The organism is Paracoccus sp. S1E-3 (assembly GCF_013868135.1).
In the GTDB taxonomy this organism is placed as follows: Bacteria; Pseudomonadota; Alphaproteobacteria; order Rhodobacterales; family Rhodobacteraceae; genus Paracoccus.
Genome location: NZ_JACEMU010000004.1, coordinates 1,357,313 through 1,380,028, shown reverse-complemented (window position 1 = coordinate 1,380,028; position 22,716 = coordinate 1,357,313). Strand labels below are relative to the sequence as shown.

General features: G+C 64.2%; 22 protein-coding genes and 1 pseudogene. 14 read left to right on the top strand and 9 right to left on the bottom strand.

Annotated features, from left to right (window positions below; translation table 11 throughout):
* Positions 1 to 120: 120 nt before the first annotated feature.
* The 3 genes and pseudogenes from H1S04_RS06880 (at position 121) to trpS (ending at position 4,761) form a co-directional block, all read left to right on the top strand.
* Positions 121 to 1,158, top strand: a complete 1,038-nt coding sequence (locus H1S04_RS06880) for an LLM class flavin-dependent oxidoreductase (RefSeq protein ID WP_181744769.1) — start codon at positions 121 to 123, stop codon at positions 1,156 to 1,158.
* 131 nt (positions 1,159 to 1,289) lie between these two features.
* Positions 1,290 to 3,554, top strand: coding sequence for an FdhF/YdeP family oxidoreductase (locus tag H1S04_RS06875; RefSeq protein ID WP_181744768.1), 2,265 nt, complete (start codon positions 1,290 to 1,292; stop codon positions 3,552 to 3,554).
* A gap of 216 nt (positions 3,555 to 3,770) precedes the next feature.
* Positions 3,771 to 4,761: pseudogene (trpS, locus tag H1S04_RS18895) on the top strand (tryptophan--tRNA ligase).
* A gap of 38 nt (positions 4,762 to 4,799) precedes the next feature.
* Here the strand turns inward: trpS and H1S04_RS06865 are convergent.
* The 3 genes from H1S04_RS06865 to H1S04_RS06855 are packed head-to-tail and all read right to left on the bottom strand — an operon-like array spanning position 4,800 to position 7,482.
* A complete protein-coding gene (locus H1S04_RS06865; RefSeq protein ID WP_181744767.1) occupies positions 4,800 to 6,158 on the bottom strand; it encodes a glutamine synthetase family protein in 1,359 nt (452 codons plus the stop codon).
* Positions 6,155 to 6,769 (bottom strand): FMN-binding negative transcriptional regulator, encoded by a 615-nt coding sequence (locus tag H1S04_RS06860; protein WP_181744766.1) that lies wholly within the window; start codon positions 6,767 to 6,769, stop codon positions 6,155 to 6,157. Before H1S04_RS06860 ends, H1S04_RS06865 begins: the two co-directional genes overlap by 4 nt.
* Positions 6,769 to 7,482, bottom strand: a complete 714-nt coding sequence (locus H1S04_RS06855) for a type 1 glutamine amidotransferase (protein WP_181744765.1) — start codon at positions 7,480 to 7,482, stop codon at positions 6,769 to 6,771. The genes H1S04_RS06860 and H1S04_RS06855 overlap by 1 nt, the downstream gene beginning before the upstream one ends.
* Before the next feature lie 89 nt (positions 7,483 to 7,571).
* On the opposite strand from H1S04_RS06855, the gene H1S04_RS06850 reads away from it, so the two are divergent.
* From H1S04_RS06850 to H1S04_RS06830, 5 genes are read left to right on the top strand one after another with little or no spacing between them, the layout of a single operon-like run.
* Positions 7,572 to 8,357: an ABC transporter ATP-binding protein gene (locus tag H1S04_RS06850; protein WP_181744764.1), complete on the top strand. Its 786-nt coding sequence runs from the start codon at positions 7,572 to 7,574 to the stop codon at positions 8,355 to 8,357.
* 20 nt (positions 8,358 to 8,377) lie between these two features.
* Complete coding sequence (locus H1S04_RS06845; protein WP_181744763.1) at positions 8,378 to 9,160, top strand: transporter substrate-binding domain-containing protein; 783 nt, start codon at positions 8,378 to 8,380, stop codon at positions 9,158 to 9,160.
* A gap of 43 nt (positions 9,161 to 9,203) precedes the next feature.
* On the top strand, positions 9,204 to 10,082 hold the full coding sequence (locus H1S04_RS06840; protein ID WP_181744762.1) for an ABC transporter permease: 879 nt from the start codon (positions 9,204 to 9,206) through the stop codon (positions 10,080 to 10,082).
* Complete coding sequence (locus H1S04_RS06835; protein WP_181744761.1) at positions 10,079 to 10,903, top strand: ABC transporter permease; 825 nt, start codon at positions 10,079 to 10,081, stop codon at positions 10,901 to 10,903. The genes H1S04_RS06840 and H1S04_RS06835 overlap by 4 nt, the downstream gene beginning before the upstream one ends.
* Positions 10,904 to 10,906: 3 nt before the next feature.
* A complete protein-coding gene (locus H1S04_RS06830) occupies positions 10,907 to 12,238 on the top strand; it encodes a glutamine synthetase family protein (RefSeq protein ID WP_181744760.1) in 1,332 nt (443 codons plus the stop codon).
* A 203-nt stretch (positions 12,239 to 12,441) separates the two neighbouring features.
* Here the strand turns inward: H1S04_RS06830 and H1S04_RS06825 are convergent, their stop codons facing one another.
* The 4 genes from H1S04_RS06825 to H1S04_RS06810 all read right to left on the bottom strand — a co-directional run bounded on the left by H1S04_RS06825 (position 12,442) and on the right by H1S04_RS06810 (position 15,761).
* Entirely contained in the window at positions 12,442 to 12,663 is a 222-nt protein-coding gene (locus H1S04_RS06825) for a hypothetical protein (protein ID WP_181744759.1), read from the bottom strand.
* 128 nt (positions 12,664 to 12,791) lie between these two features.
* Positions 12,792 to 13,253 carry a TerB family tellurite resistance protein gene (locus tag H1S04_RS06820; protein WP_181744758.1) on the bottom strand — a complete coding sequence of 154 codons (462 nt, stop codon included), beginning with the start codon at positions 13,251 to 13,253 and terminating at the stop codon, positions 12,792 to 12,794.
* A gap of 110 nt (positions 13,254 to 13,363) precedes the next feature.
* The gene (gene ppk2 / locus H1S04_RS06815; RefSeq protein WP_181744757.1) at positions 13,364 to 14,269 is read right to left on the bottom strand and encodes a polyphosphate kinase 2; all 906 of its coding nucleotides are present in this window, start codon (positions 14,267 to 14,269) and stop codon (positions 13,364 to 13,366) included.
* 175 nt (positions 14,270 to 14,444) lie between these two features.
* On the bottom strand, positions 14,445 to 15,761 hold the full coding sequence (locus tag H1S04_RS06810; RefSeq protein ID WP_181744756.1) for a methyl-accepting chemotaxis protein: 1,317 nt from the start codon (positions 15,759 to 15,761) through the stop codon (positions 14,445 to 14,447).
* Positions 15,762 to 15,930: 169 nt separating this feature from the next.
* Here H1S04_RS06810 and H1S04_RS06805 point away from each other — a divergent pair, with 169 nt between their 5' ends.
* The 4 genes from H1S04_RS06805 (at position 15,931) to H1S04_RS06790 (ending at position 19,876) form a co-directional block, all read left to right on the top strand.
* The gene (locus H1S04_RS06805) at positions 15,931 to 16,761 is read left to right on the top strand and encodes a TIGR00282 family metallophosphoesterase (RefSeq protein WP_181744755.1); all 831 of its coding nucleotides are present in this window, start codon (positions 15,931 to 15,933) and stop codon (positions 16,759 to 16,761) included.
* Positions 16,762 to 16,847: 86 nt separating this feature from the next.
* Positions 16,848 to 18,626, top strand: a complete 1,779-nt coding sequence (locus tag H1S04_RS06800; RefSeq protein WP_181744754.1) for an SLC13 family permease — start codon at positions 16,848 to 16,850, stop codon at positions 18,624 to 18,626.
* 17 nt (positions 18,627 to 18,643) lie between these two features.
* Positions 18,644 to 19,000: a hypothetical protein gene (locus H1S04_RS06795; protein WP_181744753.1), complete on the top strand. Its 357-nt coding sequence runs from the start codon at positions 18,644 to 18,646 to the stop codon at positions 18,998 to 19,000.
* A 132-nt stretch (positions 19,001 to 19,132) separates the two neighbouring features.
* Positions 19,133 to 19,876: a YebC/PmpR family DNA-binding transcriptional regulator gene (locus H1S04_RS06790; RefSeq protein ID WP_181744752.1), complete on the top strand. Its 744-nt coding sequence runs from the start codon at positions 19,133 to 19,135 to the stop codon at positions 19,874 to 19,876.
* Here H1S04_RS06790 and H1S04_RS06785 read toward each other — a convergent pair whose 3' ends face one another.
* Positions 19,877 to 20,734 (bottom strand): LysR family transcriptional regulator ArgP, encoded by an 858-nt coding sequence (locus tag H1S04_RS06785; RefSeq protein ID WP_181744751.1) that lies wholly within the window; start codon positions 20,732 to 20,734, stop codon positions 19,877 to 19,879.
* 89 nt (positions 20,735 to 20,823) lie between these two features.
* Here H1S04_RS06785 and H1S04_RS06780 point away from each other — a divergent pair, with 89 nt between their 5' ends.
* Both H1S04_RS06780 and H1S04_RS06775 read left to right on the top strand, forming a co-directional pair.
* Positions 20,824 to 21,417 carry a LysE/ArgO family amino acid transporter gene (locus H1S04_RS06780; RefSeq protein ID WP_181744750.1) on the top strand — a complete coding sequence of 198 codons (594 nt, stop codon included), beginning with the start codon at positions 20,824 to 20,826 and terminating at the stop codon, positions 21,415 to 21,417.
* Entirely contained in the window at positions 21,414 to 22,310 is an 897-nt protein-coding gene (locus tag H1S04_RS06775; protein WP_298946637.1) for a DMT family transporter, read from the top strand. Before H1S04_RS06780 ends, H1S04_RS06775 begins: the two co-directional genes overlap by 4 nt.
* Here H1S04_RS06775 and H1S04_RS06770 read toward each other — a convergent pair.
* On the bottom strand, positions 22,292 to 22,534 hold the full coding sequence (locus H1S04_RS06770) for a hypothetical protein (RefSeq protein WP_181744749.1): 243 nt from the start codon (positions 22,532 to 22,534) through the stop codon (positions 22,292 to 22,294). The genes H1S04_RS06775 and H1S04_RS06770 overlap by 19 nt on opposite strands.
* Positions 22,535 to 22,716: the final 182 nt, after the last annotated feature.

The following is a 22,716-nucleotide window of genomic DNA, read 5'->3' as shown; positions in this document are numbered from 1 at the left end:
TTGCGCCGGGGTTTTTGCGTCATCGCCCGATCCCTTCGCGGATGCTTGCGCCGCATGATCGAAACCTACTAGCCTTGCTGGACGGGAAACCTGCTCGTGCAGCCAATTCGTGGAGGGAAGATGGCGTCGGAAAATCTGCAGCTCGGCCTGGATACCTTCGGGGATGTGAATGCCCGGCCCGATGGCACGCTGGCGCCTTATGACGAAGTGCTGCGCAATGTGGTGGCGCAGGGCGTGCTGGCCGATCAGGTCGGCGTCGACGCCTTCGGCATTGGCGAACATCACCGTGACGACTTCGCCGTCTCCGCGCCCGACATGGTGCTGGCGACGATCGCGGCCAGGACCGACCGCATCCTGCTGGGCAGCGCGGTGACGGTGCTCAGCTCGGACGATCCGATCCGGGTCTATGAGCGCTTCGCCACGCTGGACGGCCTGTCGAACGGCCGGGCCGAGGTGACGCTGGGGCGCGGCTCGTTCACGGAATCCTTCCCGCTGTTCGGTTTTGATCTGGCCGATTACGAAACCCTGTTCAGCGAGAAGCTGGACCTGTTCGCGGCGCTGCGGGCCGAGGGCCCGGTGTCATGGTCGGGTTCGCACCGCGCACCGCTGGTGGACGCCGAGGTGTTTCCGAAAACCGCGCGGGGCACGCTGCCGGTCTGGGTCGGGGTGGGCGGATCGCCGGAATCGGTCGTGCGCGCGGCCCGCTATGGTTTTCCGCTGATGCTGGCGGTGATCGGCGGCGATCCGGCGCGGTTCCGGCCTTATGTCGATCTGTATCGCCGCTCGCTGTCGGAATTCGGGATGCCGGCGCTGCCCATCGGGGTTCACGCGCCGGGCTTTGTCGCCGATACCGACGAGGACGCGCGCGAGCAGCTTTTCCCGCATTTCAAGCGTTCCCGCGACCGGGTCGGACGGGATCGGGGCTGGGGGCCGGTCAGCAAGGAGCAGTATATCGCCGATATCGAATATGGGGCGATGCATGTCGGCGCGCCCGAGACCGTCGCCATCAAGATCGCCACCACGATGCGCACGCTGGATCTGGACCGCTTCGATCTGAAATACAGCTATGGCACCCTGCCGCATGAGATGTCGATGCGCGCAATCGAACTGTTCGGCACCAAGGTCGCGCCGCTGGTGCGCGAAATCCTCGCGGGGTGATCCGCGCTGATGCGTCGCGCATCCTTGCCAAGGCGGGACCTGCATGAGACCCTGAAACAACGGCCCCGCATATGCGGCCCTTGCCGGATCATGATCTGCCTTCCCGCATCCGATGCGCACAGGAGATACAGATGGACGATCGCAAACCGCGCTATCATCCCTATGACCATCCGGCGGGCGGATGGGGGGCGGCGGCCGCCACCGCCAAGGCACTGATGAAGCAGAGCGTGCTGGTGAAGGGCTCGCGCGCGCTGTTGTCGATGAACCAGCCGGGCGGGTTCAAATGCCCCAGTTGCGCCTTCCCCGATGCCTGCCATCGCGAGTTGCTGGAATTCTGCGAACAAGGTGCGAAGGCGCTGGCATTCGAGGCCACGCGCCACCGTGTCACCCGCGATTTCTTCGCCCGGCACACCGTCAGTGCGCTGCGCGAACAGTCCGATTACTGGCTGGAAATGCAGGGGCGCCTGACCGAGCCGATGCGCTATGACCCCGGAACCGACAGATATGTGCCGATCAGTTGGGACGATGCCTTCGCGCTGATCGGCAGGCATCTGCGCCGGCTGGAAAACCGCCGCCAGGCCGAGTTCTATACCTCGGGGCGGACGCCGAACGAGGTCGCCTTCCTGTGGTCGGTCTTCGTGCGCGAATATGGCACCAACAACTTTCCCGACTGCTCCAACATGTGCCACGAGCCGACCAGCCGGGGGCTGCCGCCCTCGATCGGGGTGGGCAAGGGCACCTGCAGGCTGGAGGATTTCGACAAGACCGAGGCGATTTTTATCTTTGGGCAGAATACCGGCAGCAACTCGCCCCGGATGATGACCAATCTGGCGCAGGCGCGGAAGCGCGGCATCCCGATCATTTCGATCAACCCCATGCCCGAACGGGCGATGATCGCCTATACCGCGCCGCAGAATATCCCGCAGATGATCACCTTCGGGCATTACGATATTGCCAGCGGCTTTCTGCATGTGAAGGCGGGCGGCGACCTGGCGGTGATGAAGGGGATGATGAAGGCGATCTTGGAACGCGAGGCGGCGGGCGAAGACGTGCTGGACCGGGCCTTCATCGACGAATACACGCTGGGCATCGATGCGGTGCGCGCCGATGCCATGGCGCAGGACTGGGCCGAGATCGTCGAAACCTCCGGCATCAGCGAGGAGCAGATCCGTCAATTCGCCGATATCTATATCCGCTCGAACGCGACGATGATCTGTTACGGCATGGGCCTGACCCAGCATCAGCGCGGCTCCGAGCTGCTGCAGCAGTTGTGCAATATCCTGTTCCTGCGTGGGAATTTCGGCAAGCCCGGCGCGGGAATCGTGCCGGTGCGCGGCCATTCCAATGTACAGGGCGACCGCACCTGCGGCATCAACGACCGCCCGCGCCAACAGATGCTGGACAACTATGAGCGTGTTTTCGGCTTTCCGGTCCCGCGCGAAGACGGCCATAACGTGCAGAAAGCCGTCGAGGCGATGATGACGGGCGAGGCGCGGATCTTCATCGGCATGGGCGGCAATTTCGTCCGCGCCGTGCCCGATACCGAGCGCAGCTATCAGGCGATGTCGCAACTTGACCTGACGGTCGGGATCAACACCAAGCTGAACCGGGGCCATGTGATCCATGGGCGCGAGGCGCTGATCCTGCCGGTCATCTCGCGGTCCGAGGTCATCCAGACCGAAAAGGGCGAACAGGCCCTGACCATCGAGGATATGGTGGCGCAGGTCACCGCCTCGCGCGGGACACTGGAGCCGGCCAGCCCCGACTGCATGGCCGAGGCCGAGATCGTCTGCCGCATCGCCATGGCGACGCTGCCGGATTCGCGCACGCCTTGGACGGAGTTCGCGCAGGATTACGCCCTGATCCGCGACTACATCGCCGATGTGTTTCCCGAGATTTACGCCGATTTCAACGAAAGGCTGAAGGCGCCGGACGGGTTCTTTCTGGATGTGCCGCCGCGCCAGCGGGTGTTCCCGACTGACACCGGCAAGGCGAATTTTCTGGTCCTCGACGGGCTGCATGCCGATGTGCCGGTCGACGACCCGCAGATGCTGCGGCTGTTGACCGTGCGCTCGCAGGATCAGTTCAACACCACGATCTACAGCACGAACGACCGCTATCGCGGGGTCTGGGGCAACCGGATGGTGCTGTTCATGAACCCCGAAGACCGCGAGGCGCGGGGGCTGCAGCAGGAACAGGTGGTCGGGCTGGAGACGATCTGTGACGATGGCCATAAGCGCATGGTCAGCGGCCTGACGGTGCTGGACTATCCGCTGCCGCGCGGGGCGGTTGCGGGTTATTATCCCGAACTAAACCCGCTGCTGCCGATCGAATTCGTCGACACGCTCAGCGGGACGCCGGCGGCGAAATCCATCCCGGTACGGGTCATTACCTGATGCGCTTGGGTCAGCGGTCATCCGGTTTCGTTTGATCCGAACGTGCGGCGAGGCTATCCTCTGCGGTCATGGAAAACCCGATGGTCCCCTCGCTACGCTTGTGGCTGGTCCCCTGACAGGGCGGCCGGATCAATTCACTTATCCATGGGGCCGCCGCTTGGGCGGCCTTTTGTTTTCCCGACCCCATGCGGCCCCTTTTTCCCAAAGGACTCGCATATGGACAAACCCGTCATCCTGACCGGCGACCGCACGACCGGCCCGCTGCATATCGGCCATTACGCCGGATCGCTGCGCAACCGGCTGCGCTTTCAGGGCGATCACGACCAGTTCCTGCTGCTGGCCGACGCGCAGGCGCTGACCGATAACGCGCATGACCCCGCCCGGCTGCGCCAGAACGTGATCGAGGTTGCGCTGGATTATCTGGCCGTGGGCATCGACCCCGACCAGACCACGATCTGCCTGCAATCGCATCTGCCGGCTCTGGCTGAACTGTCGATTTTATATCTGAATTTCGTCAGCGTGGCGCGGCTGGAGCGCAACCCGACCATCAAGGACGAGATCCGTGCCCGCGGCTTTGGCCGCGACATTCCGGCGGGCTTTCTGTGCTATCCCGCCGCGCAGGCGGCCGACATCACCGCCTTCAAGGTCACCGTGGTGCCGGTGGGCGAGGATCAGGCCCCGCTGATCGAGCAGACGAACGAGATCGTGCGCCGCATCAATGCCACCGCCGGAACCGCCATTCTGCCCGAAGCGCGCGCGGTCATTGCGGCTGCCGGGCATCGACGGCAAGGCCAAGATATCGAAGTCGGGGGGCAATGCGATTGCGCTGGATGCCTCGGCCGAGGTGATCCGGACCGCCGTCCGGGCCATGTCCACCGATCCGCAGCACCTGCATGTCAGCGATCCGGGCCGGGTCGAGGGGAACGTGGTCTTCAGCTATCTCGACACTTTCGACGATGACAAGGTCGGGCTGAACGAGATGAAGGCGCATTACCGGCGCGGCGGGTTGGGCGATGCGGTCATCAAGGCCCGGCTGGAGGGCATCTTGCAGGATCTGATCGCGCCGATCCGGGCGCGGCGGGCGGCACTGGGGAAGGATCGCGGCCATATCCTCGACGTGATCCGGCGCGGCACCGAAAGAGCGCGCGAACGGACCGAGGCGACCAGGCGCGAGGTCGTAAGGGGTCTGGGCCTGTTCACGATCTGAAAAGGAAAAGGCCCCGGCGTGAACCGGGGCCTGCATATTCAGACGTTCAGCAGCAGATGCTCGCGCTCCCATGGCGAGATGACCTGAAGGAACTCCTTGTATTCGTTGCGCTTCACGGATTCATAGACATTGATGAACTCCTCGCCCAGCACCTCGCGCATGGGGGCGCTTTCGACCATCAGATCCAGCGCATCGCCCAGCGTCAGCGGCAATTCGTCTTCCGAGATATAGGCGTCGCCGAGGCATTCCGGGCGCGGGTCTTTCCCCTCGATCAGGCCCAGATAGCCGCAGGCCAGTGACGCGGCGAGGCCCAGATAGGGGTTGCAATCCATCCCCGCCAGCCGGTTTTCGACGCGCCGCGCCTCGGGCCCGGAAATCGGCACCCGCAGACCGGTGGTGCGGTTGTCGCGGCCCCATTCAAGGTTGATGGGTGCGGCGAAATCGGGGACGTAACGGCGATAGCTGTTCACGTAAGGGGCGAGCAACGCCACGGCGGCGGGCAGGTGGTTCTGCATCCCGGCAATGAAATGCAGGAATTGCGGGGCCTCGGCGCCTTTGGGATCGGAGAAGATGTTCTGCCCCGTCGCCAGATCCACGACCGAGTGGTGGATATGCATGGCCGATCCCGGCTCGCCCTCGATCGGCTTGGCCATGAAGGTGGCATAGCAATCATGGCGCAGCGCGGCCTCGCGGATTAGGCGCTTGAAAAAGAAGATCTCGTCGGCCAGCCGCACCGGGTCGCCATGGGCGAGGTTGATCTCGATCTGGCCGGCGCCGCCTTCCTGCAGGATGCCGTCGATTTCGAATCCCTGCGCTTCGGCGAAATCATAGATGTCGTCGATGACCTTGCCATATTCATCCACCGCCGACAGCGAATAGGCCTGCTTGGCCGCCGCACGCCGGCCCGAGCGGCCCATGGGCGGGATGATCGGCTGGTTCGGGTCGATATTGCGGGCGACGAGGAAGAATTCCATCTCGGGCGCCACGATGGGCCGCCAACCCTTGGCCTCGAACAGCGAGACCACGCGTTTCAGCACGTTGCGCGGTGCGACCGGAACCGGCTGGCCCTGCTGGTCGTAAACGTCGTGGATGACCTGCAAGGTATAATCGGCGGTCCAGGGCGCGGCGGTGGTGGTGGAATAATCCGGGGTCAGGATCATGTCGGGTTCGGTGAACGCCCCCGAAGGGTTGTCAGCCCATTCCCCGGTTATCGTCTGCAGGAAGATCGAGTTCGGCAGGAAGAATTTCTCCTGACGGGCGAATTTCGATGCCGGCATCGCCTTGCCGCGGGCAACGCCCGCGATATCGGCGACGATGCATTCGATCTCGTCCAGGCGGCGCCCGGACACAAAGTTCTGCGCCGCTTTCGGGGTCTGTTCCAGCCAGTCGGGGGTCATGGGGATCCTGATGATAGGGCGGCATCGGCAAGTGCCGGATGGGTCGGGCCAAGGGCCGCGGCCATGCCGGATCGGTCGGCGGGCGCCTTGTTCTGGCCCGCCTTCCACTTGCCGCGCAGATCGGTGATGGCGATCTCCATCCCGATGATGCCGCGAAGTTGGGCATTGATATAGGTCTCCGGCGCGTCCGAGACTTGCCATGGCGCGTGCCGGTCGTTTTCCATCTGCCGGGTCAGATCATCGACCTGTCCGCGCAGCCAGCCCGCATCGGCGATCAGGCGCGGGGTGCCGCGCGCCTGCACCATCAGATAGTTCCAGGTCGGCACCACTTTGCCGCTGTCCTGCTTGGTCGGATACCATTCGGGCGAGATATAGCTTTGTTCGCCCTGAAACACGACCAGCACCGGGGCGCCGGTTTCCAGATCGCGGATCTGCGGATTGGCGCGCGCCAGATGGGCGCGCAGCCGGCCGTCTTCGGTCAGCTGCAGGGGCAGAGGATTGGCCACCGTGCCGTCCGTCCCAACCGTAATCAGCAGCCCCAGCGGATGGGCGCGGATCAGCGCGGCCAGCACCTCGGGGCGCGATTCGGCGAAGGCGGTCGGGCAATACATCAGGCCACGCCCTGCGTCCTGCTTTCCTGCCGCGCGTCTTCGGCGGCATGGAAGAAGGCGGCGATGCGGGCGGCCAGCACGTCGCTGTCGCGCTTGCCGCCCATGCGGGCATTGGCCCGGTCCAGCAGCGCATCGGGCACGATGCCGCGCGCGCGGGTGTCGATCAGGCCCTGCACGAAATCGTCGCGGAACTCGGGATGGGCCTGCACGGTGAAGGCACGTCCCGGATAGATCAGCGCCGCGTTTTCACAGAACCCGCTGGAGGCCGCGACCTCGGCACCATCGGGACGGGCGACCACCTGATCCTGATGCCAGGCATTCAGGGTCAGCTTCTCGTCGCCGAAATCATAGTCCTGCGCGCCGACCGACCAGCCGCCGTTGAATTTCTCGACCTTGCCGCCAAGGGCCTGGGCGATGATCTGATGGCCGAAACAGATGCCGACCATGGGCACGGCGGCGGCATAGGCGTCGCGGATGAAGGCCTCCAGCGGCGGGATGAAGGCATGATCCTCATAGGCGCCGTGGCGCGAGCCGGTAATCAGCCAGCCATCGGCCTCCCGGATCGAAGCGGGGAAATCCATCGCCTCGACGTGATAATTGCGGAAGCTGAAGCCCTGATTGGCCAGCAGTTGCGCGAACAGGTCCGGGTAATCGCCCAGAGCGCCCCGGATGGTTTCGGGTGCCTGCCCCGTTTGTAGAATGCCGATCTTCATGTCTCGCCATCGCTTGAGATTTGCCCAAATCTAGGCGTCGCATGAAAGCGTTGCAATCCGGCACGAAATCGCGCCACATACCGGTCACCATGAGCGACACTTCGACACCCACGCCCGTCATCGAGATCCGTGATCTGCACAAGTCCTACGGGCCGCTTGAGGTGCTGAAGGGTGTCTCGCTGACCGCCCCGCGCGGCCATGTGGTCAGCCTGATCGGATCGTCCGGGTCAGGCAAATCCACCTTGCTGCGCTGCTGCAACCTGCTGGAAAACAGTCAGCAGGGCGAGATCATGTTCATGGGCGAACCGGTGCGCTGGAAAGGACAGGGCCTGGCCCGGATGCCCGCCGACCGCGCCCAGGTCACCCGCATCCGCACCCAGCTGTCGATGGTCTTCCAGCAGTTCAACCTGTGGGCGCACATGACCATCCTGCAGAACGTGATGGAATCACCCATCACCGTGCTGGGCCAGAACCCGGCCGAGGTCGAGGCCCGCGCCCGCAAGCTGCTGGCCAAGGTGGGCATCGCCGACAAGGCCGATGCCTGGCCCGCGCAGCTGTCGGGGGGCCAGCAGCAGCGCGCCGCCATCGCCCGCGCGCTGTGCATGGAGCCGAAGGCACTGCTGTTCGACGAACCCACCAGCGCGCTGGATCCCGAATTGCAGCAGGAGGTGGTGAAGGTCATCAAGGATCTCGCCGCCGAGCATCGCACCATGATTCTGGTGACGCATGACATGCGGCTTGCCGCCGATGTCAGCGATCACGTCGTATTCCTGCATCAGGGACGGGTCGAAGAAGAAGGACCGCCCGATCAGGTATTTGGCGCCCCAAGGACGGAACGTCTGCGCCAATTCCTCAGCGCCACCATGGCGGTCTGACTTACCAACAGGAGAAAACAATGAAAAAACTCATGCTTGCAGCCGCCACTCTGGCGCTGACCGCCGGAATGGGGCTGGCCGCGCCGGTGCGGATCGCCTCGGAAGGGGCCTACCCTCCCTACAACCTCATCAATGACAAGGGCGATCTGGACGGCTTTGACATCGATGTCGGCAACGAGATCTGCAAGCGCGCCGAACTGGAATGCGTCTGGGTCAAGAATGACTGGGATTCGATCCTGCCGAACCTGAAGTCCTCGAACTATGACGCGATCATGGCCGGCATGTCGATCACCGATGAGCGCAAGCAGGAGATCGACTTTACCCAGAACTACCTGCCGCCGGCCGCTTCGGCCTATGCGGCGCTGTCGGCGGACACCAATGTCGGCGAAGGCGCGGTCGTGGCCGCCCAGACCGCGACGATCCAGGCGGCCCATGTCGCTGAATCCGGCGCTACCCTGCTGGAATTCGCCACCCCCGATGAAACCGTCGCTGCAGTCCGCAATGGCGAGGCGCAGGCCGCCTTCGCCGACAAGGACTTCCTGGAGCCGGTCGTCGCCGAATCGAATGGCGAACTGTCCTGGGTCGGCGAGGATGTGGCGCTGGGTGGTGGTCTCGGCGTCGGGATCCGCAAATCCGATACCGAATTGCGCGACAAGATGGACGCGGCGATCACCTCGATGAAGGAAGACGGCACCCTGAACGGGTTGATCGAGAAGTGGTTCAACGAGACCGGAATGTATTTCGGCCCGGACGGCACCGGCGTGCCCAAGGCCGAAGCCAAGATCACGCCTCCGGCAAGCTGATACGGCGCCCCGCCGCCGGTGACGGTGGCGGGGCGATGCAAAGATGTTCGAATATTGCGCTGATCCGAAATCGCTGGAAGGGCTGGTCTGGCTGTCATGCTATCTGACATCCGGGACGCATATGCAGTTCTACGCCAGCTTCGGCACCGTTCTTTTGCTGCTGGCGATCACCGCGCCGATCGCCCTTCTGTTCGGCTTCGGCGGCGCGCTGGCAGCGCGGTCGCAAGTGCCGCCCTTGCGCTGGTTCGGCAAGATCTACACCGCGATGGTGCGGGGCGTCCCCGATATCGTCTTCTTCATGTTCGTGCCGATCGCGCTGGATCAGCTGTTCGAATATCTGCGCAGCCGGGTCTATTGCGACACCTCGGTTCCGGTCCGGCAGGGCAGCGATTTCGTGGTCTGCGCCGCCGCCAAGCTGCCGCGCGCGACCAGCCCCGAATGGATGCATGACGCCTATGGCTTTTTCCTGGCCGTGCTGGCCTTTTCCATCGTCTTCGGCGCCTTCGCGGCCAATGTGCTCTATGGGGCGATGAACGCGGTGCCCGCCGCGCAACTGGAAACGGCCGAGGCTTACGGCATGACCCGCCGGCAGATGAACCGCCGTATTCTGATCCCGCAAATGTGGGCCTATGCGGTGCCGGGCCTGTCCAATCTGTGGATGATCCTGATCAAGGCGACGCCGCTGCTGTTCCTGCTGGGGGTCGAGGACATCGTCTACTGGGCGCGTCAGCTTGGGGCCTCGAAAACCTCGTCCTTCGCCTATCCCCATCCTGACTGGCGGCTCTATTACTTCCTGGCCATCCTGATCTTCTATCTGCTGATGACGGCGATTTCCGAGCGCGTGCTGCGCCGGCTGATGCGCCACCTGACCAAGGGGCAGGCCACGCTGGCCGGGGAAGCCATGCGAAAGGCGGCCGCATGAGCTGCGGACAAACCATCCTCGATTACGGGCTGCGTGCCATCGGCATCGGTGAAAAGCTGCTGCCCCGGACCGAGTTCGACCTGTGCACGCAGGTGACGCTGATCGGCTCGGGCCTGATCTGGAACCTGTATTTCGGCTTCTTCGCGCTGCTGTTCGGCTTCTTCCTGGCCAATGCGCTGGCGATGGCCAAGGCATCCGCCCGGCCGTGGATCCGCAAGCCGGCCGAGGGCTTCATCTTCCTGTTCCGCGGCAGCCCGCTGTTCATCCAGTTCTTCCTGGCCTACCAGCTGTTCGTACTGCTGCCCCGCGCCGGGATCGAGATCTTCGGCATCACCGTCGCCACCGGCTGGCTGACCAAGGCGTGGGCCGGCGCATTGATCGTGCTGATCCTGAACACCACCGCCTATTCGGCCGAGATCTTTTACGGCGCGCTGCAAACCGTGCCCAAGGGCGATCTGGAAGCTGCCGACGCTTACGGCATGACCGGCTGGAAGCGCTTCCGCAGGATCGTCTGGCCGACGATGATGCGGCTGGCCTGGCCGGCCTATACGAACGAGGCGATTTTCCTGTTCCACGCCACGACGCTGGTGTTCTTCTCCAGCTTCCCGGCCTTCGCGCAGCAGGGGGATGCGCTCTACTACGCGAATTACTTTGCCGACAAGACCTTCAATCCCTTTGTCGCCTATCCGATCGTGGCGGTTTATTTCATCCTGTTGACCTTGGTGCTGATCTCGCTGTTCGGACTGGTCAACAGGCGGCTGAACCGGCACCTTCCGGGGGCCGCAAAGCGGATCCGCTATCGGCCGCAACTGATCAGGTGACAAATGGACTGGCTTGCCGAACATCCCGAAGTGCGCACCATTCGCGTGGCCGCAGCCGATCTGAACGGCGTGCCGCGCGGCAAGCGTGTGCCCGCGCGCTTCGCCGGCAAACTGCAGACCGAGGGGACCAAGTTCCCCTATTCGGTCCTCAACATGGACATCTGGGGCGAGGATATCGAGAACTCGCCGCTGGTCTTCGAATCCGGTGATCCCGACGCGCTGCTGATGCCCACCGAACGCGGCTTCATGCCGATGCCGTGGCTGGACGCGCCCTCGGCGCTGCTGCCCTTGTGGATGTTCCACCCGGACGGGCGACCGTATGATGGCGATCCGCGTCAGGCACTGGCGCGCGTGGTCGACCGCTACACGGCGGCTGGTCTGACCCCGGTGGTGGCGACCGAGATGGAGTTTTTCGTCATCGACGATTCCGGCCACAAGTTGCGGGTGCCGCGCAGTCCGCGTTCCGGCAAGCGCCGCACCGGGGCCGAAACCCTCAGCCTGCGGGCGCTGGATGCCTTCGACCAGTTCTTTACCCGGCTTTACGATGCCTGCGAGCTGATGGACATTCCCGCCGATACCGCGATTTCCGAGGCCGCGCTGGGTCAGTTCGAGATCAACATGATGCACCAGCCCGACCCGCTGAAGGCGGCGGATGATGCGTGGCTTTTCAAGATGATGACCAAGGGCGTCGCGCGCGAATTCGGCTTTGCCGCAAGCTTCATGGCGAAGCCTTACGAAGTCTGGTCGGGCTCGGGGCTGCACATGCATTTCTCGATCCTCGACGCCGAGGGGCGCAATATCTTCGACAACGGGACCGAAAAGGGCTCGGACCTGCTGCGCCACGCGGTGGCGGGGCTGTTGCGGGCGATGCCCGGCTCGACCCTGATCTTCGCGCCGCATGAAAACAGCTATGACCGGCTGGTGCCCAACGCCCATGCGCCCACCGGCATCGGCTGGGCCTACGAAAACCGCACTGCCGCGATCCGCATTCCGTCCTCGCCGAATGCCGCGCGTCGGATCGAGCATCGCGTGGCCGGCGGCGACGTGAACCCCTATCTGATGATGGCCGCCATTCTGGGCGCGGCCCTGAACGGTATCGAGGACAAGCTGGACGCGCCGCCCCCCTTCGAGGGCAACGCCTATGACAAGAAGCTGGATCAACTGCCCGGCAGCTGGGGCGAGGCGATCGACGCCTTCGCCACCTGCCCCGAGATGAAGCGCATCTTCTCGCAGCACCTGATCGACAATTTCGTCATGACCAAGCGGCAGGAGCTGCATTACATGGCCGAGCTGACCGATGAGGAAACGATCGAACTGTATCTGGATACGGTCTGATTCGTGCCGACCAGGATAGAGCTGGCGTTGCGGGGACATGCCTTCTTTTTGGCAACCGCAACGCTGTCACTGGCGGCGGATCTTTGGAATTTATCAAATATAATTAAACAGATAACAGAATATCTGGAGACATCGCTTTCATGGTGGCGGTTCTGTCCTTCCTTTCGGGGCGGTATCGGTTCATCCCCGCAGCCAACCCGCGATCAGATTTCAACGCGCCGCCGGCGGCCTTTCTTCGTCCTGGTGTTGCCAAAACGGGGAATGCGAGAGTGTCCCAGAGCCCCTTCCTCGGGGCGCGGGTGTTCGACTTCCACGAATCGCGTGATCCCCTCCAGCATCGGTTCAGCGCATTCCGGCAAAAGCTGCGCGCGACCAGGCTGCAAGACCGGAAAACCTTCCACGGCCAAGCGGTCGAAACGCGCCATTTCGCCTTCCAGGCCAAGCCGGGGCCGTGCAGCCGCGATTCGCGCAGACCCCTTTCTGATGGACAACGATCCGAGAGTTGATTGGCCACTGGCGCGGGAAGATGGCTGCGGCTGCGCGCCTTCACATCCTAGCCCTGCGCCAGTCCGAGTTCCGCGATGACGCGCTGCCTGATCAGGCCGGAGTCGCGATCGTTTATGCCAAGAAGACCGGCGACCAGCCGCACCAGCGACTCCTCGTCGGGGGTGCGATTTCCATCGGCATAGGCGATTTCCCACAGCGCGGCGATAATATCGGTGCGGTCTTCCAGCGCAATGCGGTCCTTGATCAGGCGGGTGAAGCGCACCGTATCGGGGGCCTCGGCTTCGATCATCTCGGCGGCGACGCGGCGCTCGGCCGCCTCGTTCGCGTCCAGACCGCGACGTCGGGCCAGAATCTGGTCGATGCGGGCGGCCTCCTCACGGGTGTAGCGCTCATCCGCACGGGCGATGCGGACCAACAGCGCCGCCAACGCCACCTCGGCGTCCTGTCCCCTCAAGGGTGCGGACGGTGGATCCTGGCTGAAAAGGCGGGACATCAAATTTCGGAACATTCGCGGATAATACGCCATGTGCATGAAATAACAACACACTGCGCCTGTTGTTGCCCATGCGTCAAGAAAATAACTGCCGGTCCACGAAGGGCTGAAACCCGGGCGAACGTTCAGTATTTCTGCGGGACATAGAGGTCGCGCGGCAACACGTCGCGTTCGTAGTCCGGGTTGAACACGCGTTCCGGCAGGGCGATGTCCTCGTGCGGCACCTCGGTATAGGGCATCAGCGACAACAGGTGGTCGATACAGTTCAGCCGGGCGCGGCGCTTGTCATTGCCGGGAACGATATACCACGGGGCTTCGGGGATATTGGTGCGTTCGAACATCTCCTCCTTCGCCTTGGTATAGGCCTCCCAGCGGACGCGCGATTGCAGGTCCATGGGCGACAGCTTCCACTGCTTCATCGGGTCATGGATGCGCATCAGGAAGCGCATCTGCTGTTCCTCGTCGGTGACCGAAAACCAGTATTTCACCAGCCTGATGCCCGAGCGGACCAGCATGCGTTCGAATTCGGGCACGTCGTCGAAGAACTGCTCGACCTGTGGTTCAGTGGCGAAGCCCATGACCCTTTCGACCCCGGCGCGGTTGTACCAGCTGCGGTCGAACAGGACGATCTCACCGCCGGCGGGCAGGTGCGGGACATAGCGCTGGAAATACCATTGCGTCTTTTCCCGGTCGGAGGGGGCGGGCAGCGCCACCACGCGGGCCACGCGCGGGTTCAGGCGCTGGGTGATGCGCTTGATGGCGCCCCCTTTGCCGGCGCTGTCGCGGCCCTCGAAGATGACCACGACCTTTTCCTTGTAGTGGCTGACCCAATCCTGAAGCTTGATCAGTTCGGATTGCAGATGCAGGAGGTTCTTGAAATACTGCTTGCGATCCATCTGGTCGGGGTGGGTGTCACGATAGATCTGCTTGATCTCGCGGCTGAGGACGGCATCCTCGAGCTCCAGCTCGTAATCTTCGTCAAGCGAATCCTGCAGCTCTGCCTCGAGCCAGTCTTGCGGTTCGTTGGTCATGCGGCTCTCCCGGTCAGTCCAGCTGATATAGGCGCGGATTGTGACAGTTCTACAGGGGATGCACGGTTTACAGGGGGGTGCGCGGCCAAAACGCCCGATCCGGGCGTTCTGAACCCGTGGGAACAGGCAAAGCCCGCCCGACCTTTCCGGAGGGGGCGGGGCGCTGCGATATCCGTCAGGCGACCTGTCTTGGGAAGGACGTATGACCCTGAGGCACGGTTCCGGTTTCGAATTTCGCCAGCAGCTGGGTCAGTTCGTTCACCTGCGACGACAGCGATGAGGCCGCCGTCGCATAGCTTTCCGACATCGACAGATTGGCCTGGTTCACGCTGTCGAGATGCGAAAGCGCCGAAGACACCTCCTGCACGCCGGTCGACTGTTCGGCGGTGGCATGGGCAATCCCCGAGATATTGTCGACCACTCCGCGCACGGCGGTCTGGATGTTGTTCAGGGCGGAACCGGTCTGGCGCACCAGGGCCGCGCCCGACTGGACCTCGGCTTCGCTTTTGCCGATCAGCTCGGCGATGCTCTGCGAGGCCTTGCCCGATTGCTGCGCGAGGTTGCGCACCTCCTGCGCGACCACCGCGAAACCCCGGCCGACCTCGCCGGCGCGGGCCGCCTCGACGGCGGCGTTGATCGACAGCAGGTTGGTCTGGAAAGCGAAGTTCTCGATGACGCGGGTAAATTCGCCCATGCTTCTGGTGTGCTGCTCGATCCGCTCAATGGCGGCGACGGCGTCGGAGACAACGTCATTGCCGTGCTTGACGACCTTTTCAGCTTCCTGCGCGGCGCTGTTCACCTCGCGCGCGGCGGCGCTGGTCATGGTGGTGTTGCCCGAGATCTGCTCGACCGCGGCGGCCGTCTGTTCCAGCGAGGCGGCCTGGCTTTCCCCGCGGCGCGCCAGATCGTCAGCGCCTTGGGCGATCTGTGCGGCTTCCTGACGGATCATCTCGGCGCGGGCACGGATCTCGTTCACCATGGTGGCGAAATTGTCGAAGGTGCGATTCAGACATTCGCGCACGATATTGAATTCCGGCGGATAGTCCGGGCCCATGCGGAAGCCGAGCCGGCCTTCCGCCAGTTCACCCAGGCCGCGGATGATGGTTGCCCGCGCCGCCCGGTCGGCGGTGATGTCGGTCGCGATCTTCAGGACCCCCGCGACCCTGCCGTCATTGTCGAGAATTGGCATATAGCTGCCCCGGACCCACAGATTCCTGCCGGTGCGCGTGACCCGTTCGACATCGGAGCTGAAGGCCGCGCCAGCGCCGAGCTGCCGCCAGAAATCGGCATAATCGGCGCTGTTGGCAAATTCGGGCCTGGCGAAAATGCGGTGATGGCGGCCGATGATGTCTTCGCGTCGATAGTCCATCAGGTGCAGGAAGTTCTCGTTCACGTCCACGATCGTGCCATCCGGCGTAAATTCGATCATCGCCCGCGCGCGGCTGAGCGCCTTGATGCGATCACTGTCAGTCAGTCGGGTTGATTCGGTCATCGCCGTCCTCATAGCTGGTCCTGGCACGACCTATACGGCGCAAAGATTAAGAGCCGCTTGATGCCTCAGCATTTTCATTATTATTCCGAACAGGGCTGCGGCGCGGGGCGGACAGGTAGACGTGGACCCCGGCGGCCGGTTAAAGAGGCCAGATCTGAAGGGCGGTGCGATGCGGATTCTGTTTCTGGGCGACGTGATGGGGCGGGCAGGGCGCGCGGCGGTGGTTGAACGTCTGGCCCCGCTGAAGGCATCGCTGCGGGCCGATTTCTGCGTCGTGAACGGCGAAAACGCTTCGGGCGGAATGGGGCTTTCGGGTGGCCATGCCCAGCTTCTGCTGGCCGCGGGTGCCGATGTGGTGACGCTGGGCGATCACGCCTTTGACCAGAAGGACATGATCGGCTTCATCGAGAAGGAGCCGCGTGTCCTGCGCCCGATCAATTTCGCCAAGGACGCGCCGGGGCGCGGCGCAGGGGTATTCGAGGCGACGCGCGGGCGCAAGGTCATGGTCGCGCAGGTGCTGGGGAATGTTTTCATGAAGCGTGCCTTCGACGACCCGTTTTCGGCGCTGGATGGGGTTTTGCGCGCGCATCCGATGGGCGCGATGGCGGGCGTTCAGGCCGCGATGGTGGATTTCCATGCCGAGGCGAGTTCGGAGAAGATGGCGGCCGGGCATTTCTGTGACGGCCGCGCCAGCCTGGTCGTGGGCACGCATACCCATGTGCCGACGGCGGACGCGCAGATCCTCAATCGCGGCACGGCCTATCTGACCGATGCGGGGATGTGCGGCGACTATGACAGCGTCATCGGCATGGACAAGGCCGAGCCGATGCGCCGTTTCGTCACCGGCATGGCCCGCGACCGCTTCACCCCGGCCGAGGGGGCGGTGACGCTGGCGGGCGTCATGGTCGAGACCGACGACCGCACCGGCCTCGCCCGCCATGTCTGGCCCATCCGCGAGGGCGGTCGGCTGGCGCCCGCCATGCCGCCCGAGTCCATCTGAGACGCCTCCCCACCTTGCGCAGACTGTCCGGTTCGTCCAAAGATGCGCCGATTGGCCGGCGCACCGGCCGCCAGCTTGAGGACTGAATGTTCGGTATCGAACTGACCGGGAACGCCTCGGCCATCGCCACGATGTTTGTCATCGCCGGCATGCTGACCCTGTTCATCCGTGAAACCTACCCGCCCGAGGTCACCGCCATTCTGGGGGCGGTGGTGCTGATGGTGCTGGGCATCATGCCCATGGACAAAGTCAGCAGCGTTCTCGCCAACCCGGCGCCCTGGACCATTGCCTTCATGTTCATCATCGTCGGCGGCCTGGTGCGCACCGGCGCGCTCGACTGGATCGGCCAGCACGCGGCGCGTCATGCGCGCGAACGGCCCTTCGCCACCCTGGCGGGGGTGTCGGCCACGGTTCTGGCGATGTCGGCCTTCGTCAACAATACGCCTCTGGTGGTGGTGATGATGCCGATCTTCATGCAGCTCGCGCGCGAGATGAACCAGCCGCCGTCCAAGTTGCTGATGCCGCTGTCCTATCTGTCGATTCTGGGCGGCACGGTGACGATGATCGGCACCTCGACCAACCTGCTGGTCGACGGGGTGGCGCGTGCCGCCGGGCAGCCGGCCTTCGGGATCTTCGAAATCACCCCGGTCGGACTGGTGATGGCCGTTGTAGGGCTGCTGTATCTGCTGTTCGTGGCACCGCGCCTGCTGCCGTCGCGCGATTCCATGTCCTCGCTGATGTCCAACCGGTCGAAGATGAAATTCTTCACCGAGGTGGCAATCCCCGAGGATAGCGCGCTGCTCGGCAAGAAGCTGGACGAGGTCGATATCTTTACCCGCGAGAACGCCCGCGTCATCGATGTGCTGCGGGGCGATGCCTCGCTCAGGCGCGATCTGTCGGCGGTCACGCTGGAGGCCGGCGACCGCGTCGTGCTGCGCACTCCGATGTCCGAGGTTCTGGGCCTGCAGGGCAACAAGGACCTGCGCATGGTCGACAAGCTCAGCTCGGTTCAGACCTCGACGGTCGAGGTTCTGATCACGCCCGGCTGCCACATGATCGGGCGTTCGCTGGGGTCGATGCGGCTGCGGCGACGCTATGGCGTCTATGTGCTGGCCGCGCATCGCAAGAACCAGAATATCGGGCGTCAGCTGGACGATCTGGTCGTCCGCGTGGGCGATACACTGCTGCTGGAAGGCGCGCCCGCCGATATTCAGCGCCTGTCGGCCGATATGGAGATGGTCGAGGTCAGCGCGCCCTCCGACCGCGCATATCGGCGCAAACATGCGCCGATCGTGGTGGCGGTGCTGGCCGCCGTGGTGATCCTGTCGGCGCTGGATATCGCGCCGATCCTGGTCCTGTCCTTCATCGGCGTAGCGATCGTTCTGGGCACGCGCTGCATCGATGCCGACGAGGCGCTGAGCTTTGTCGACGGCCGCCTGATGGCCCTGATCTTCGCCATGCTGGCGGTGGGCGCCGGGCTGGAAAATTCCGGCGCGGTCGAACTGGTGGTGTCCTGGGTCGCCCCGTATCTGGCCGGTCTGCCCCATTGGGCGCTGGTGCTGGCGGTCTATCTGCTGGCGACGACGCTGACTGAACTGGTCACCAACAACGCAGTGGCGGTGATCGTCACCCCGGTCGCGATCAGCCTGGCGCTGTCGCTGGGGGTGGATCCGCGGCCGCTGATCATCGCGGTGATGATGGGGGCTTCGGCCAGCTTTGCCACCCCGATCGGCTATCAGACCAATACCTTGGTCTATGGCCCCGGCGGCTATCGCTTTGCCGATTTTATCCGTGTCGGGCTGCCGCTGAACCTGCTGATGGCGTTGACGGCGGCTGCGACGATCCCCATCTTCTGGCCTTTGTAGGGAGTGATATCATGGCCATGAAACAAGCAATCGCTGCCGGACTGACTGCCGCCGCTCTGGGCGGGTGCGCCATCACCCCCGAAAACGCGGTGGCTGACCGGGTGTTTCTGCTGAATGACCGCCTGACCGTGATCTTTTCCAACGGCATGCAGTGCCGGGTTGGGAATGTCTCGCAACGGCCGAGTGGTGATATGACCGGCTGCCCGGTCCCCGCACGTTACGATATCCAGATGGACCGACCCGGATACTTCCCCGATTCCCTCACCGAACCCTATGCCGATATCTATATCATCAAGCCCGATGGTTACGTGAAACGGTTCCAAAAGCCCGATTCGCGCAACTGGAAGGAAGTCTTCCACGAGCGTGAGAACTAGGGATATCAGAACGAGGGATATCGGGGCCGGGATGGTGACTTCATGGGGCGGCGCAGGCTTGCCTGACCTGCCCTCTGTGCCTATAGACACCCCGTCACGAGATATATCACGAAACTCCCCAAGGAGCACGCCATGGCTGGCCATTCCAAATGGGCGAACATCCAGCACCGCAAGGGTCGGCAGGATGCGATCCGCTCGAAGCTGTTTTCGAAGCTGGCGAAGGAAATCACCGTCGCTGCGAAGATGGGCGATCCCGATCCCGACAAGAACCCGCGGCTGCGTCTGGCGGTGAAGGAAGCGAAGTCGAACTCCGTCCCCAAGGACGTGATCGACCGCGCCATCAAGAAGGCCATCGGCGGCGACGCCGAGAACTATGACGAGATCCGCTACGAGGGCTATGGTCCGAACGGCATCGCCATCATGGTCGAGGCGATGACCGACAACCGCAACCGCACGGCGTCGAATGTGCGCAGCTATTTCACCAAGTCGGGCGGCGATATGGGCCAGACCGGCAGCGTGGCCTTCATGTTCGACCGCAAGGGCGAGATCATGTACAAGGCCAGCGTCGGTGATGCCGACAAGGTGATGATGGCCGCGATCGAAGCGGGCGCCGATGACGTGGAATCCGACGAGGAAGGCCACTGGATCTATTGCAGCGATACCGACCTGAACGAGGTCGCCGCGGCATTGGAGGCGGTTCTGGGGGAATCGGAAACCACCAAGCTGATTTGGAAGCCGCAGGCCCCGACCGAGATCACCGATCTGGATACTGCCCAGAAGCTGATGAAGCTGATCGACACGCTGGAAGACGACGATGACGTGCAGACCGTCACCGGCAATTTCGACCTGTCCGAAGACGTGGCTGCCCAGCTTTAATCACGCAATCAGCGCCGCCGCGGCGGCGCGCCGGATCGCCCGTGTCAGCGGCGCCAGCGCTGGCGCCATGATACGGGCGATCTGCCAATGCAGCCGCACGTCCAGCGGCGTGGGGTGAAGGGGCACCAACCGTCCGCAGCGCAGGTCCTCGGCGATAATCAGTTCGGCGTTCATGCCCCAGCCCATGCCCAGACGGGTTGCGGCGGCAAAGGCCTCGGCATTGGGGATCAGGTGGCAGGGCAGCGCGATATTGCGGCCGAAACGTTGGCGCACCCACAGATCCTGCAGCCCGTCCTTGCTGTTGAAAATCAGCGCGGGCGCCGTTCGCAGCGCCCTCGGCGTCACGCCATCCGGGAAGTGACGGGTGATGAAGTCGGGGCTCGCGCTGGCGACATAGCGCATCGCGCCCAGATCAAAACTGTCGCAGCCCGCCACCGGTCCGGCCTGCGCGGTAATTGCGGCGCTGACCAGCCCTGCGCGCAGCCAGCGCTCGGCATGGTCCTGATCGTCGATGACCAGATCCACCAGCCCCGGCGCCTGCGGCAGCGCTGACATTGCCCAACTGGCGAGACTGTCGCCGTTGACGGCGATGCGGACGGGAGGCAGCGCGGCAGGCGTCATCGCCAGACCCGCCTCCAGCAATTGCACCTGGCCCCAATGGGCGATCAGGCGTAGCCCGGCCTCGGTCGGGGTGACGGGGGGCCCCCGATCCAGAAGCACCTGCCCCATCTTCGCCTCCAGCGATTTGATCCGCTGGGAGACGGCGGGCTGGGTGATCCCCAAGGCCTGCGCGGCGCCCTCGAAAGAGCCGCGGCGCGCGATCTCGGCCAAGGCGGCGAGAGCGGGATAGTCGATCATTAGATATTCTTATCAGGATTAATGATAATGAATTTCCATTATGTCGCGGCGCAGGGCAAGACCTGAACCGATTTGCAGGGGCGTTGTGGATGCACACTTATCTTGTCGGGCTGGGCACGGGCCTGTCGCTGATCGTCGCCATTGGGGCGCAGAACGCGTTCGTACTGCGGCAGGGCCTGTTGCGCAGCCATGTCTTCGCGATCGGGCTGTTCTGCGCGCTGTCGGACGCGATCCTCGTCTGTCTGGGCGTCTTCGCGGCGGGCAAGCTGTCCCGGATCGCGCCCTGGTTCGCCGAGGCGATGCGCTGGTTCGGCGCTGCCTTTCTGATCCTGTACGGCCTGAAAGCCGCGCGTTCGGCGCTGGCGGGCGGCGACGCGCTGCGGGCGGCCGGGCAGGGGCAGGCCTTCTGGCCCGCCATGGGGACGGTTGCGGCGCTGACCTGGGCCAATCCGCATGTCTATCTGGATACGGTGGTGCTGCTGGGCGCGATCTCGGCCGAGTTCAGCGACAAGCAGGCCTTCGCCGCCGGGGCGATCACCGGCTCCTTCCTGTTCTTCTTCTCGCTGGGTTACGGGGCGCGGCTGCTGGCGCCGATCTTCGCCAGACCGCGTGCCTGGCAGATACTGGATATGGTCATCGCGCTGGTAATGTGGTCTATCGCGGCCAAGCTGATCTTGGGGTGACTTTGGCCGTCCAGTCGCGAAATGACCTTGCCGGCATCGCCTGGATGGTGGTGACGGGGCTGTGCTTCGTCGCCGTCAATGCGCTGGTGAAGGTCTACGGGCAGGGGCTGCCTTCAGCGCAATCGGCCTTCATCCGCTTTCTGTTCGGACTGGTCTTCCTGAGCCCGGTGCTGGTCCGCACCGCGCGGCGGGGGCTGCCGCCGGGGCTGATCGGGCCCTTCGCGCTGCGCGCGGCGCTGCATGTGCTGGCGGTGATCCTGTGGTTTTACGCCATGACCCGCCTGCCCATCGCCGAGGTGACGGCCATCGGGTTTCTGAACCCCATCGTGGCGACGCTCGGCGCGGCGGCCCTGCTGGGCGAGACGCTGTCATGGCGGCGCGGGCTGGCCATTGGCGTGGCCCTGCTGGGCGTATTGGTGGTGCTGCGTCCGGGGATGCGCGCGCTGGAGGTCGGACATCTGGCGCAGATCGGCGCGGCGGTGGCTTTCGGGCTGTCCTATCTGGTCGCGCGCCGGCTGGCGCAGCGCGCCCCCGCCGATGTGGTGGTGGCGATGATGGCGCTGACCGTTACCGTCGGGCTGGCGCCGCTGGCGTTCGCCGTCTGGGTGCCACCGAGCTGGGAGCAGGTTTTCGGCCTCGGGCTGGTCGCGGTTTTCGCGACCGCCGGGCATTACACCATGACCCGCGCTTTCGCGGTCGCGCCGCTGGCCGTTACCCAGCCGGTGACCTTCCTGCAACTGATCTGGGCCAGCCTGCTGGGGATGGCATTGTTCGCCGAACCTTTCGACCCGATGGTGCTGATCGGCGGCGGCATGATGATCGCCGCCATCAGCTATATCACCTGGCGTGAGGCGCGGCTGAACGCCGCGCCCCGTCAGCGCAGGTCCCAATAGCGCGGGCTCGGCATCTCGGGCGGCAGGCCGATATCGCGGCGCAGGTGGTCGGTCCGCGGCGCCTCGCCCAGGCGCGGGCGCGGCGCCGGCTTCAGCCCGATCCGCTTGCGGTGCAGCGCGTGCGACAGGAGCGCCAGCGCCATCCGCCGCCAGCCATAGCGGGCGACCAGCCATTCAACGTGATCTTGCGGGACGGACCGCCCCGGACGAATGATGATATTCATCGGTAACCTCTGGGCGCACCACACCGGAGGGTGCGGGCGTTGAAACAGGAAAAAATGCGCATGCGGACAGGCTGCGAAAACGGCCTTCAGCAGCGGGTCAGGTGTTGGGGATCAGTCCGAGGAACGGTTACGACGCGTGACGCGGCGAGGTTCCGATGACGTGCACCCAAAGAGCGCCTCGG